Source organism: Microcoleus sp. AT8-A3 (assembly GCF_036705675.1).
GTDB lineage: Bacteria > Cyanobacteriota > Cyanobacteriia > Cyanobacteriales > Microcoleaceae > Microcoleus.
The window spans coordinates 99,206-113,792 of the sequence record NZ_JAUBVD010000003.1; the positions used below are offsets into that span (position 1 = coordinate 99,206).

The 14,587-nt window shown below is 44.5% G+C and carries 7 protein-coding genes, 1 other RNA gene and 2 pseudogenes; 5 read left to right on the forward strand and 5 right to left on the reverse strand.

Annotation, left to right across the window (positions count from 1 at the left end):
• Positions 1 to 81: 81 nt before the first annotated feature.
• Positions 82 to 2,910, reverse strand: a pseudogene (locus QUB51_RS03040) (ATP-binding protein); the annotation flags it as partial.
• 164 nt (positions 2,911 to 3,074) lie between these two features.
• Positions 3,075 to 4,058: an AEC family transporter gene (locus QUB51_RS03045; RefSeq protein ID WP_333259193.1), complete on the reverse strand. Its 984-nt coding sequence runs from the start codon at positions 4,056 to 4,058 to the stop codon at positions 3,075 to 3,077.
• Positions 4,059 to 4,312: 254 nt separating this feature from the next.
• Here QUB51_RS03045 and QUB51_RS03050 point away from each other — a divergent pair, with 254 nt between their 5' ends.
• From QUB51_RS03050 to QUB51_RS03060, 3 genes and pseudogenes are all read left to right on the forward strand, one after another.
• Positions 4,313 to 5,269, forward strand: coding sequence for a hypothetical protein (locus tag QUB51_RS03050; protein WP_333053692.1), 957 nt, complete (start codon positions 4,313 to 4,315; stop codon positions 5,267 to 5,269).
• Between the two features lie 128 nt (positions 5,270 to 5,397).
• Entirely contained in the window at positions 5,398 to 6,987 is a 1,590-nt protein-coding gene (locus tag QUB51_RS03055) for a hypothetical protein (RefSeq protein ID WP_333259190.1), read from the forward strand.
• Between the two features lie 428 nt (positions 6,988 to 7,415).
• Positions 7,416 to 7,550 (forward strand): annotated as a pseudogene (locus QUB51_RS03060) (IS630 family transposase); the annotation flags it as partial.
• Between the two features lie 73 nt (positions 7,551 to 7,623).
• Here the strand turns inward: QUB51_RS03060 and ssrS are convergent.
• Positions 7,624 to 7,811, reverse strand: a non-coding RNA gene (gene ssrS / locus QUB51_RS03065) — 6S RNA.
• Positions 7,812 to 7,861: 50 nt separating this feature from the next.
• Positions 7,862 to 9,124: a 5-(carboxyamino)imidazole ribonucleotide synthase gene (locus tag QUB51_RS03070; protein ID WP_333259187.1), complete on the reverse strand. Its 1,263-nt coding sequence runs from the start codon at positions 9,122 to 9,124 to the stop codon at positions 7,862 to 7,864.
• Between the two features lie 338 nt (positions 9,125 to 9,462).
• Between QUB51_RS03070 and purD the strand changes: the two genes are divergently transcribed.
• Complete coding sequence (gene purD, locus QUB51_RS03075; RefSeq protein WP_333208178.1) at positions 9,463 to 10,743, forward strand: phosphoribosylamine--glycine ligase; 1,281 nt, start codon at positions 9,463 to 9,465, stop codon at positions 10,741 to 10,743.
• Positions 10,744 to 10,913: 170 nt separating this feature from the next.
• Entirely contained in the window at positions 10,914 to 13,079 is a 2,166-nt protein-coding gene (locus tag QUB51_RS03080) for an ATP-binding protein (RefSeq protein ID WP_333053697.1), read from the forward strand.
• A 120-nt stretch (positions 13,080 to 13,199) separates the two neighbouring features.
• Here QUB51_RS03080 and QUB51_RS03085 read toward each other — a convergent pair whose 3' ends face one another.
• Positions 13,200 to 14,555 carry an O-antigen ligase family protein gene (locus QUB51_RS03085; protein WP_333053698.1) on the reverse strand — a complete coding sequence of 452 codons (1,356 nt, stop codon included), beginning with the start codon at positions 14,553 to 14,555 and terminating at the stop codon, positions 13,200 to 13,202.
• Positions 14,556 to 14,587: the final 32 nt, after the last annotated feature.

The window sequence follows — 14,587 nt, forward strand, 5'->3', positions numbered from 1 at the left end:
TAGGAACTTACTGGACTTGTTGAAAGAAGTTTTAAGAAATTAAAGCCGTCCTAGAAGGACAGGGTTTTAAACCCAAATTTTTGATAAATTTACCTGTAAGGCAGTCACCAACGCAAACAAAGACCAACCGACCACATAACAAACTGACACCATACTTGCCGCCACTTGCATGGTGGCCAGTTTTTGGGCATCCACTATCGCTGGCAGCTCGAATAACTCTTCAATCGGTCGATCGCCGATCGAGCTATTAATTTCCTGCACTGCTTGCTGAATATCTTCTGATGTAGGGCGATCGGGCAACTCAACTCCTAGTTCTTTTAGACTCAACAAACCGATAGCAATTGCTTCTAAAAACTTGTTCTGGGACGATAATGCCTGAATTTTGACGATGTAAACGCTCACTCGCTCTAGGGGAGTTCTGGTATGATAAATCACAGTGTCAATCCACTGATTCATCTGGTCAAAATCACCACAGAGTGAAGCCACTTCTGCTGCTATGTCGTGCAAGTTCAAGGTCATCTCGTACTGTCGTTGCCAAGCGCTCTCTCCCAGCAAATTTAGCCCGATCGCAGCATAATCGCGAGCAGCTTGATAAGCAGTAGCGCCTCTGGCTTTGCGGCAAGCCGTGAGGTTGAGTTGCGCCAATTCAGATCGTTCTGTTTGGTTTTCAATCAGCGCAATACCATAATTCAACTGATTGACAACTGAAAAAATTTCCTCTTCTATAGCTGCGGGTGAAATTTGCTGGATCGGCAATTGTCCAATCTGATAGTGAACGCGCGATCGCTCTTGTTCGGGAATTAAAGAATAGGCAGCTTGCTGAACGCGATCGTGCAAAAACTTGTAATTCACCACCTCCGAATTTTCGGCGTCCTCCTGTCTTTCTCGCCCCATATAAAACTTGTAGACTTCACTTTCAGGCAGGATTAACCCCTCTTGCAAAGCCTTCCACAAATCCGCCGCCGTTTCCGTTTCCAATTGCTCGGAAACAACTGCCAAAGTCCCCAAATCAAACTGATTACCAACACAAGCAGCCAACTTCAACACATTCTGAGTCGCTGGCGGCAATTTTTGCAACTGCAACGCCATAAACTCGACCACATCATCCGTCAGCGCTGCCTCCCTAACTCGCACAATATCGCACTGCCAATAACCAGCAAGCCGATCAAACTCAATCAGCCCATCCTGATGCAGTGCTTTGAGAAACTGCGTTGCAAAAAAGGGATTTCCCTGGGTTTTTTGTGCCAGCAAATCCGCCAACGGTTTTGCCCAATATGGAGCACAATTGAGCGTATCAGCAACCAAATGATTGAGACTTTCTGAACTCAACGGTTCCAGCGTCAGAGTATTCACCGTCGCCCCAGCTTTTGCCATTGCATCCAGTGTCAGCATCAACGGATGTGCTGCAAACACTTCATTATCTCGGTAGACACCAATTACTAATAAATAGCCGATTGTCGCATCGGCCACCAGCATTTCCATTAACTGCAGCGAGGCGGAATCTGCCCACTGCAAGTCATCCAAAAACATCACCAGGGGATGTTTGGGTTTTGTGAACACCTTAATAAAGTTTTGGAACAGCAAATTAAACCGATTTTTTGCCGCTGTTCCTGATAATTCTAGTGCAGGTGATTGTTGGCCAATAATTTTTTAGAGTTCGGGAATTACTTCAATAATGACTTGTGCGTTATCACCCAGTGCTTGCAATATTTGAGTTTGCCATTTTTTCAACTCCTCGTCACTTTCGCTCAACAATTGTCCCATTAAGTCTCGAAATGCTTGCACAAAAGCTGAGAAAGGAATGTTGCGATTAAATTGGTCAAATTTACCTTTGATAAAATAGCCGCGCTGGCGGACAATTGGTTTTTGAACTTCATTTACAATTGCAGTTTTTCCAATGCCAGAAAAACCACCTACTAGCATCATTTCAGTTCGGTCACTACTGACGCGATCGAAGGCTTCGAGTAGGGTTTCTACTTCTGTTTCGCGACCATAAAGTTTTTCTGGTATAGTGAATCGATCGCCAACATCCCTCTGCGCGATCGCAAAACTCTTTATCCTACCGTTTTCTTCAAGTTGCTCCAAACAATATTCTAAATCGAATTTTAGCCCCAACGCACTCTGATAGCGGTCTTCGGCATTTTTCGCCATTAATTTGCTGACAATCTCCGAAAGTACGGGCGGGATTTCAGGATTGATTTGATGCAGTGATGGTGGTTGCTTGGCAATATGACAGTGTAGCAATTCCATCGCATCGTTGGATTGAAACGGCAATTGTCCCGCCAGCAATTGGTAAAAAGTTACGCCCAAAGAGTAAAAGTCTGTGCGGTAGTCTATGCCGCGATTCATCCTTCCCGTTTGTTCGGGAGACAAATAACCCAGTGTTCCTTCCAGTACGTTAGGATTCATCAGGGTTTGAGTTTCTCGCGGCAGCAAAGATGCAATACTAAAGTCAATGAGTTTGACTTGTTTTGTATGCGGATTAATTAAAATATTGGCGGGTTTAATGTCTTTGTGAATTATCCGGTGGCGATAGAGTATATCTAATGTATCACTCAGGTCGATCCCAACTTGCAAAAACTCCATCAGAGACGGCCCAGTTTCCCTTTCTTCCGTCCATTCTTTTATAGAAATTCCCCCAAAGTCTTCCATTACCAACGCATAGCTGTTGTGGTAGGTTTCTAAGCTGTAGGTTTCGATGATTCCGGGCAAGTTGAGGTTTTTGGCGATCGTGTACTGATTGCGAAATTGCACCAGTTCGCTGAAGCTGGGATACTGACTCCGCAAGACTTTGATGGCGACTGGCTGTTTGTCGTCAATACGGAAAGCTCGATAAACTAGGGTGCGAGTTCCTGAGTAAATGCGATCGAGAATTTGATAACCTGTCAATCTAAAATTTATACTTGCCATACTTATATTCTTCCCGTCCTCCACGGGCTATTTCCACATTAGGAGAAGCCAATACACTTTCCCTGTCCAGTGATTGTTAAATTAATATGACATATAGCGCTCAAAAATTGTGATGGGTATCACTGAAATAATACACTTTTTAAACTTACCAAATGCTATTTTTATTAAAAATTAAATAGCCTCATCCATAGGGGAATAGTGAATAATAAACTAACGCAGCCGAGACCGATCGCAGTTACGGCTAATTCGCGATCGAGATTGAAAGCTTCTGCCAACAACGTAGTACCAAAAGCAGGAGGCATCGCCATTTGCAGCACTAGCACGAGTCGCGGCGCGCCTGCGATGCCAAAAAACGTTAATCCCGTGCCAATTACCAAGGGAATAAACAGCATTTTAATCGCCAGACAAGCCAAAACTGGTTTGAGGTTGTGCAAGGAATTCAACTTGCTCAACTGCATCCCGATCGTAATTAAAGCTAAAGTAATTACCGTCCAAGCACCTGTTGTTAACAATTCTGCGATTGGTGCCGACAGCGGCAAGCTGCGCGAGATAAATCCTAAACCAAAAGCCCACAGTGCCGGATTCTGAAAGATTGCCAGCAGGGGTGTTAACCAACCCTGACGGCGATCGCTTTTACCGCAGTGAGAAGCAATAGCAACTCCCAGTATATTCATTCCCATCGTAGTGCCTAGCAAGTCGTAAAACAACGCCCAGGCAAAGTGTTCCGAACCTAATAAGGACAAGGTGACGGGAATGCCTAAAAAACCCGTATTACCCAGCATCGTTGCCAATAAAAAGCTGCCTTTAGTGGGCAAACTCCAAGCGCTGGTGTGTTCCGGGCTATTTTGGGCCGGATTAAGACTCTTGAAACGTTCCTCGCCGACACCGAAATTTATCAAAATCCCAGCGAGTCCTCCACCTGCTAGAATTGCCGCCCAAGCTATCAGCGGCGCCATCCAAATAGCGCCCGACAAATTGGCGCGGCGGATGAAAGCAACAATGCTCAATGGCGTGCCACAGAAGAAAAGAAACTTGGCTAAATATGTAGAATAGCTTCTCGGTAGCAGGCGGCCGAGAATGAATCCCAACGTCACCCATCCGATTACATTTAGATAAAGTTTGAGCAGCGGATTTTCTAAATAAACCATGATTGACTAAATATTTTAGGACTGGCGCCGATAGTCAGAAACCGGGTTTTTTTACGAAAATATTTCGTTGTTACCCGCAGATTCGGTAAAAAACCCGGTTTCTGTGGCCTTGATGCACATCCACTACTTTTGGCAACCTTTGCTAAATATTAATGCTTATTCAGCTTTGCAGATAATTTTCCACACAGGCCTTGACATCCACAGAAGCGCGTGTCATGATTAAGTTGATGAATAAGTCAACATAGGTGAAAACTATGGCACGGCAAGCAAAACAATCATCTCAAGTCAAACGTTCCAGCAGCCAAGCAGCCTCCAATACTCGCACCAAGTTTACCCTCTACAATTTTGCCGGAAACGCCAAGGCATTCTATCTAGTCGATCGCATTAATTTAGAGAGAACACCAGGCGATATCCCAGAAAAATCCGTCGCTCACAGCATCATCATCATCGATCGTTCCGGCTCAATGTATTATGACTTAGAACCGCTGAAAGAAACCCTAATCAAGCTTTTGACCTTAGACGAGTACAACAATTACAAGCTAATCGTCAGCCTGATTTCCTATGCTGGCAATGGGGACGTAATTTGTCATTTCCAGCGAATTCCCATTCAAGAAGTGCTGAAGTTTGACTCTCCATACATCAAAGAAATTCAAAAAATCCACACGGCTGGCTCTACCTGCATATCGCAGTCGATGCAACTCGCTAAATCTCTGGTTAAAGCGGGAGAAATGACAGCGATAAATTTGCACACAGACGGCTATGCAAATGACCCAAGTGCCAATTCGGAAGCTGCAAAACTAGGGGAAATTTGCGAAGAACTCAAAGACATGGATGTGTTTGCCAACACCATATCCTATGCCTCTGCTGACTTCAAACTTCTCTCCAAAATCGCCAACACATTATCGGGAAATTGCATCCGCGCGGGCGAAGTTAAAATGGTTTATGATGCTCTTTACGACAGCACAAAACTGTTAGGCAGTTCCGTTGCACCGCCGCTGGAAGAACCGTTAATTAAGGAATATGATTATCAAGTTTTTGTTTCCAAAAGTGGCAAGAAAATCAACGGTTCATCGAGTACGCTGAAAATCTGCGGGCTGAAAGCAGACGATCGCGGACTGTTTTACAAATATCAGAAAGTCGCCAAAGATGAGTATGACAAATTAGATGTTCCCGTTGCTCAAACTGATGAGTCATTCGATTTTAGATTTTAGATTTTAGATTTTGGATTGACCCCAGGGATAAATGCGGGGGCAATAAGTGATTTTCGATTTTCGATTTGGGATTGATTCCACGGATAAATCACGTGGCGGGTACCACATGAAGAAATTCGTGGTCGGTGTTGGCTTTTGCGAAAGCTAACCTCGCTGACGGCAATTTAAATACGGCTAAGTATGCGCTGGCGAGCACCTTCGATGCTACTTTGACGGAAAAACACGCGAAAGCTTTGACAAATGCCCAAATAGCCGAGTTTACGGAAGATTTGGAACAGGCTGTTTTTGCGCCTGATGTGTTGAAAAATCATGAAATTGGCGATCGGGTAAAAGTTAGCGAGAAAATTTCCCTGCTGGAGTTAATCAAGATATTGGAGGAAAACAGCAACAGCATCATCATCAACTTGAAACACTTGCAAGAAAATTATCAGCGAAAAGGTTTGAAGCGAATTGAAGGAAAGCGAGACGAAAACGGCAACCTTGTCAAGCCTTGGCTGAAAACTGAATTCTTAGATGGTGGCGAATACGTGCAAATGGGTTCATTTGCCATCAATCAAAATACCGCTACCATCAATATGCTGATTACCCGAAAAGCTAAGCTGGTAAAAGTTGAGGATGAAACTTTAATCGCCGAAGTGGCGGGAATTCTAGTTACAGACCTCAATACTTTCAACAATTATACCATTGTCAGCGACGGCGAAGTTAATATTAAGTCGCTGCGAACCAAAATCAGCAGCAAACCTGTGTTTGATTTGCTCAAAAAATGCGGTCTCCTTGAAAAAAACGGTTCGCCCGTGCAAGAATTTGACTTCCGTTCCGAGTACGATATTAAGTTAGATACTTTGCCCCTCGTGCCTTTTGACGGGCGTTACGGCAGCATTGACGGAGTGTTTGAGGAACTAGCAGAAATCAAAATTCTCTCTAGCATTCTCTCGGCTCATTTGAAGGAGGAATCTGAGGCTTACACTGCGGAACAATTGGAAGAAGTGAAACAGCATTATCTGTCAAAAAGCCTTTACATCAACTTTCCGACGACGACAGAATACACAGATTTAAAAAGTGCGATCGCCAACGGTTCAGTAGATTCGCGAGTCAGCTACAAAATCGACATCGGCAGCAAAAACATCCTCAACTTCGGCAAGTTGCACTCGGCCAACAAATTTCTCGATCGCCTTTATGAAGTTTACCACAAAAACACGGGCGAAAAGCTAGCAAAACCGACATTTGACATCACCTTAGATGAGCCTGTTGTCTTCGCCCACAAAACGCTGTCATCCCGAACAAAAATCACCAAAGTTGACGACTTGATGAAACTGATTTTTGATGAGTTTTTGGGGTTGGAGGATAACGGAATTGTTAGCGCTACTTTAGCCAAAGTGGGTGCAGATAGTTTGCTGCGCCTTTTGCAAGCGAAATGGCAGGGAGAAGATGTCAAGCGAGACGAATTTGTCGCTGCTTTAGCTAATGCGAATGAGCGACTGGAAGCTTATGCTGAAAAAGTGTACAGGGAAAAAGTTTCACCGCTGGTTTTCTATATCGGTTCTACTGGACTTATCCCGGATGAAATGGAGGCAAAAGCGGCGACTGCTGAGGAAATTAATTCTAAATACGGCAACTTGCAATTTTCTAAAGATGAGCAAGAGGGGATGTTTTTTGAAGTGGGAGACTGCATTATTAGCGTGTATGCTAAGAATGAGTATTTCACTGTAGGGAAGTAGGAATTAGGGTGGGCTTTTGCCCACCTTGGTTAAATATTTTTATTGGAAGGGCGATCGATTCCACGCCGGAGATTTTGCTGAGAGTTGACCAAGAATTTCAAAGGTGGTACCCGCCACGTAATTTATCCGTGGAATCAATCCAAAATCTCAAATCTAAAATCCTCAAGCCCCCGAATTTATCCGTGGGTTCAATCCAAAATCCAAAATCTAAAATCTAAAATAGAATGACTGCTTTACTGCATCAGTTTGTGGAAATTATTACCAGGGCGATCGCAAGATGATTGGGAACATCTCAAATTTGCAAATAGACTGCTAAGCTGTCGCGCATTTAAATTGTATATTCAGGGCGGGCGGGACGCCTAACCCACAAGAACCATCACGCATTCTAAGTTATTTAATTCTCATTCCATATCCGTTATTTTTCGATAAAATATATTGCAAATCGACTTTTTACATCTATTGAAGAGCTGGAGTATTTATTGCAGATCCTCTTAAATGAAGGACAATTAATAATTAAATGGGGTCGCCAAATCAAAAACAAGGGTAATGCTTGTATAGTTTAAATATGCAACAGCTTATCTCAAAAAAAAATAGGCTAGCCATATTTCACAGCGCCTATCTCTATCCAAATTTTAATGGTTCCCCGCAACGCCGTCTTACCTCAGCTTTTGACCTGGTATTTTACCAGGTGGGTACCGTTGGCTCGGACTTAAAGTTTCTGGGTACAAGCCCAGTTTACTGCTGTCCAAACATCTTGATTCCCGAGAGTTAAGAGTTATAGATCAAAAAAACATTATTGGCAGTCACCAACGTCGCAGTAGAACCTTTATTAAATATATACCAACTAACCCGATTTTGGCAAGCTTCGAGCAATTTAACTTGCATACCAGATGGATTCTACGGTTTGAGCGATCGCCAGTGCTTGCGATCGCCCCTGAGCCACCAAGTCCGCGTCGAGCACAACTGTAACGTGACCGAGTTTGCGGCCCGGACGCGATACTTCCTTACCATACCAATGGACAAAAGCACCACTAATTTGTGCCAGTTGTTGTCTTTTTGCTAAATAATCGGACTGGGCAGACTCGTAGCCTAGCAAATTTACCATCACAGCGCCTGCACATTTCAGAGCCGAATTACCTAAAGGCAGTTGACAAACTGCGCGCAAATGCTGTTCAAATTGGGAAGTTTCGCAAGCATCGATCGTAAAATGTCCCGAGTTGTGAGTGCGGGGTGCAATTTCATTGACTAACAGCTTATTGTCGGCGGTTAAAAATAATTCAATGCCGAATACGCCGACAGCTTGCAAACTGTTGAGGAGAGTGCGGGCGATCGCACAAGCTTCATTTTTCACCTCTAAACTAATATCAGCGGGCGCAATCACCAGATGACAAACCTGATTTTGTTGCTGAGTTTCCACGATCGGATAAATAGCAATTTCCCCATTTGCCGATCGAGCTGCAATCACAGCCAACTCGCGATCGAACGGCACAAACTCTTCCACTAGCAAAGACTGACCTTGGAGTTTAGCACGAATTGACTCAAAACTCCCCCGATCCTTAACAATAAAAGTACCTTGGCCGTCATAACCGTGGCGGCGAACTTTGACAACAAAGGGAAAGTCGATCGATCCAGCATCTGAGTCTCCTGCAATCTGCACGCTGTCGGAAACAGAAATTGCCGGAAAGTCGATCGCCACCGCCTTAAACAATTCTGGGGGCAAATCCGCGCTGCAATCCCATTCCCAAAACCTCGGAGTTGGCAAACCCAAACCTTGTAAATAACAGCGCTGAACGTACTTATCCAACAAAGGAGAAAGCGACGACAAACTCGGCTGAAATAACACACCTTGCTCTTCTAGCGGCCGCAAACCATCCAAATCCACAAACTCATTTTCAAAAGTAATAACATCGCAGTCATCCGCCAATTGAGCCGTAGCCAAAACATCATCAACAGCAGCCAAAACAGCACCAGCAGCAACAGAAACTGCCGGGTCAGTAGCATTAGGAGTTTGTACTACCAATTCAATACCGATCCCCCTAGCAGCATCCCCCATCATCCAAGCTAGCTGGCCGCCGCCGACAACGCCCACCCGCTTAAATTTTGCAGACGAACTCGCAGCGGTTTGATTTGATTTCATGTGAGTAAAATTCCGCAGAGTCAACCTGCCTATCTTATCGCTATTTGTCGCCGGATGAATTACAGTAATTGCAGAGTTAAAAGCCAGAAAATAGTTTTAATTGCAGGATTAAATCGAGGCAGAACCTAGAAAAATTGGGCAGCTAAAGTCTTTAATTATTGCACGCTCCCAGCCATTGAGAAACAGCGGTCGAAGCCCACCCCTCCAGAAAAGTGCCACATCTAGCAATTCCCTAGCGCCAAGCATGGCATAATTGACAGCACTGCAAAAAGCAGATAGACAGATGCCAACACTGAAAATCAGACATTCAGGGAACACAATTTATAGGTGAGGATACTGTGAAAGTTTTAGTTGTGGGAAACGGAGGTCGCGAACACGCGATCGCAAAAAAACTGCTAGAATCTACGCGGATTAAACAAGTATTCTGCGTGCCTGGGAACGGCGGCACAGCTACCACCCCAGGCTGTCAAAATCTGTCGCTCAACATCGACGACTTCCAAGGCATCGAACGCTTTGCGATGGTCAACAACATCGGATTAGTCATCGTCGGCCCCGAATTGCCCCTATCGCTAGGCATCGCCGACTATTTCCAACAGCGAAAAATGATGATTTTCGGCCCCACCAAAGCCGGCGCCCAAATTGAATCCAGCAAATCCTGGGCCAAAGAACTGATGCTCGAAGCAGGCATCCCCACACCCAAAGCTGCCGTATTTACAGACGCAGAAGCAGCCAAAGCATACGTTCTGGAACAAGGAACCCCAATAGTCATTAAAGCAGACGGACTCGCATCAGGCAAAGGAGTCACCGTTGCCACCACCGTCAAAATGGCTCACAGCGCCATCAACACCATTTTCCGAGGCGAATTCGGCACCGACAACATCCGAGTCGTCGTCGAAGAATTCTTAACCGGTCAAGAAGTCTCGATTCTCGCCCTCACCGACGGCATCACAGTGGAACCGTTGCTGCCGGCCCAAGACCACAAAGCTATCGGCGAAGGCGACCAGGGAGCCAACACCGGCGGTATGGGAGCCTACGCCCCAGCGCCCATTGTCACCCCGGAACTCATGGAAAGGATTCAAGAAGAAATTCTCGAACCCACCCTCTCCGCACTGCAAAAACGCAAAATCGACTACCGGGGTGTACTCTACGCAGGTTTAATGATTACCCCCGACGGAGAACCCAAAGTCTTAGAATTCAACTGCCGTTTCGGAGATCCCGAAACTCAAGCGGTTTTGTCACTGCTGGAAACGCCTTTAGAAGATTTGGTGCTCGCCTGCTGTCAGCAGCGTCTCGGTGAATCTTCTATTCGCTGGAAGTCGGGGGCCTCTGTTTGCGTAGTTTTGGCTTCTGGGGGCTATCCTGGAAGTTATCAAAAAGGCAAAGTTATTACAGGTATCGAGGAAGCTGAAGCCAAAGGAGCAGAAGTCTTTCACGCCGGCACCCAGTTGAAGCACCAGCAGTTGGTGAGCGACGGCGGCCGGGTTTTGGGCGTCACCGCAGCGGGAGAAACTTTGGAACAAGCTATCTCCACAGCTTATGCAGCAGTTGATTGCATCCAATTTGAAGGCGTCTACTGCCGTCGGGACATCGGTCGCCGAGCTCTGGGCGATAAAAATTAGGAATTGCGACATCGACCGCCATCCGAAAGCCAAGCAATCTCAATGTAGAAATGTAACAATGAAGTTTGGTATCTCTGCGGTGGCGGTAGCGGACAAGTCGCATCAGAAAATTTTATCTGAAGCCAACTGAATTTATCTTGCTTTTAATATTGAACGGGTGAACTGGTGAAATGCTGGCCATACTAAACAAAATCGGAGAAATTATTGCCCGCTGGTGGTCGGATTTTACCCTCCAGACCCGCCTGATGGCCGCTGCTACCCTCGTAGTGTCGTTAATTATGAGTGGCCTGACATTCTGGGCCGTGAATACTATCCAGCAAGACGCCCGACTTAACGATACTCGTTACGGCCGCGACCTCGGCTTGCTGTTGGCAGCAAATGTGGCGCCGCTGATTGCCAACAACGATCGCTCCGAAGTCGCCCGCTTTTCCCGCCAATTTTACAGCAGCACCTCCAGCGTCCGCTATATGCTTTACGCAGACGAAGCGGGAGATATTTTTCTGGGGATACCCTTTTCGGAATCCGAGGTGGAGACTTCCCTGACACTGCGCCGCCAGATCAAACTTCCCGATAATTTTCTCGCCGATATTGAGGCGAGAAATTTAACTTCTTTGCCTTTGGTGCGGCAGCATTTGACCCCCGATGGAGAAGTTACCGATGTATTTGTGCCGTTAATTCATGAAGACAAATATTTGGGAGTTTTGGCGATCGGCATTAACCCAAATCCCGCAGCAGTTATATCTTCAAATCTGACTAGGGATGTCACTTTAGCAGTATTTGTGACTATTTGGGTGATGGTCATTTTGGGGGCTGTATTTAATGCCCTGACAATTACTCAGCCGATAAAACAATTAGTCTTCGGGGTCAAAAACATTGCCAGCGGGAATTTTAAGCAGCGAGTTGACCTGCCTTTAGGCGGAGAATTGGGCGAGTTAATTGGCAGTTTTAATGAAATGGCCCAGAAACTCGAAAGTTATGAAGAACAAAATATTGAAGAACTGACAGCGGAAAAAGCTAAGTTAGAAACTTTGGTATCAACGATTGCTGATGGCGCGCTTTTATTAGACGCAAATTTGCAGGTGATTTTAGTTAATCCGACGGGAATGCGGATTTTTGGATGGGAAGGCAAAAATGCGCTTGGAGTAAATGTTCTCAACATTTTGCCTTCGGAAGTGCAGCAGGAGTTGGCTAGACCTTTGCAGGAAATAGCTGCGGGCGATCGCGACGGCGGCGAATTTCGCATCTCCATGAGCGAACCAGTTAACCGTACAATTCGCATTGTTTTAACTACAGTCATTCTGCACAAAGCGCCCGGTGCCGAACCGCTGTGCAGAAGCTGCATCCGCCACGAGCAAAATACCTGTACCGAACCACAACGCCCGGTAGCTGTAGAGTGTACTTTCTACGAGCAAACCTCCAAGCATCAAGGTTCCGGAAATTACCGAGAAAGTCTCAAAGGCATTGCAATGACAGTGCAGGACATTACTCGGGAAGTAGAACTAAATGAGGCTAAAAGCAATTTTATCAGCAATGTTTCTCACGAATTGAGAACGCCTTTATTTAATATCAAATCTTTTATCGAGACTCTGCACGAGTACGGAGAAGACCTTCTAGAAAGCGAGCGCCGGGAATTCCTAGAAATTGCCAATCGAGAAACCGATCGACTAACTCGTTTAGTAAACGACGTGTTAGACTTGTCGCGACTGGAATCCTGTCGAGTTTATCACTTGGAAGCTGTTGACCTACCGCAAGCTGTGGAACAAACCCTGCGGACTTATCAGTTAAATGCTAAGGATAAAGGCATTGAATTAGAGCAAGAAGTTGACCCGTATTTGCCGCCTGCTTTAGGTCATTACGATTTGCTGCTGCAAGTATTTGCAAATTTAGTAGGAAATGCCTTAAAATTTACTGAGTCCGGCGGCAAGGTGGCAATTCGAGCGTATTTGCTAGAGTCGGAGACGCCCACCTACAAAGACGGTCAATCCGTCAACCAAAACTTGTCACCGGATGCTAAACATTTTCCGGTAGTGCGGATCGAAATTTCTGATACTGGGATTGGCATAGATCCTGAAGACCAACAAGCAATATTCGATCGCTTTTTCCGGGTAGAAAACCGAGTACACACTTTAGAAGGAACGGGATTAGGTCTTTCTATTGTCAGAAACATTATTGACAAGCACCACACTAAAATTAATTTAGTTAGCGAAGTTAATGTGGGTACGACTTTCTGGTTCGACTTGGCAGTTTATCAGCCGCAACAAACAGTAGAGATGGAAAATTCTTGGCCCGTGGAAGCAACGGTGGAGAGTGAAACAATTGCGAGTCATATTAAGTGAGCCCACTTAATTAAACGTAAAACGCGATCGGTGTTAAAGCCCCGACTTCTTTAAGAAGTGGGGGATATGCCTATTCTTTGTAAAGATTCTCCTAATAGGCCTGACCAAACGCTGACATCATCAGGGTGGATTATCCTTAGCTGTCCTATCTAAGCTCAATTTTACCGATAAAACTACATACCAACACCAATAAGTACCAACCCCCAATAGTCCCCCCTCTGTCAAATTGGTCATTAGCATAAATGTTAATAAATACAAAGGCAAACCTGACTCTGGAAAAGGTCCTTTAACTAGGTACTTTATACCTCTAAATATATTATTCAAAAATGACCCAATAAACAACAAGAGTCCGGCCCAACCCAGTTCGCAAAGTATATCAATAAAACCATTGTGAGAGTGGGGTGGCACAAAACCAGTTTTAGCTACTACAATTCCGTAAGCGGGATTTTCCGAGCGACGCCACCACTGCCAAAATCCTTGTATTCCATAACCAAATATGGGATTGTTTTGATTAATTCGATCAATAATTAAAGGCCAAAAATCGGTTCTACCTGTTAAAGTCATATCTTTTTTCAAACCATCCACAATAATAGCCTCTAAATTATTTAATACCAAAATACTTATACCTATACTACCGACCAAAAATAAGATAAAGCAGAGAAAAGCCCATTTTACAGGTAATTTTTTTAAGAGGGCTAAATAACTCCACAAACTGATTAATACCACTGTCAAAATCCGACTAGCACCACTACAACCTTTTTGCAATCCTACTAAAGCTATTAAAGTTATAAATAATGATAAATATCGATACTTACGATCCTTAAAAGCATATAAAAGCCATAAAGAAGCTGTATTAGCCATTTGAAAAGAAAAAGGGTTTTTATGACCTAAAACTCCTGTCCAACAACCGTCTGGCGCTGCATTTGTTTTCACAAGTGACCATAAAGCTAATAAACCAGTTAGCCATCTCAATAATCCATAAATTTCTAACCAACTATACACTTTCCCTACATAAATAGAAGCCAGTGTTACTACCCAAATAGCAAAAATAGCCCTAAAAGTAATTTCAGGAGTTTGTGACCACAAGCCCGATAAAGTCATAATCAACAAAAACAAACCTAAAAAAATGTCTCCTGCTATCCATTTAATGCACATAGAAACTGTTTTTTGGGTAGTTTTAGTTAAGCGGGGAAATAGCATTAATATCATGCCCCCATAAATGGCAATTTGAGCAATCATCGTTGGGGGTGTAGTTTCTAAGTTGTAGAAAACGTTAGGATGGAGTTTGGTAAAGGGCATTGCCGTGATCCCCGAACCACCAGTGATGGTAAAAAAAAGTATGCCCACAAAAATCTTTTCTAATGTGCCACTCAATTTCGGATGGCGTGCAGCTAAAATATAAATAGTCACAAACACGATAAGCGTTAAACACAATAGCATCAACGCAAACATCGGCATTCTTAAAATATCTTTCATGGCTTTACCTCTATCATAAATTTGTTACTACC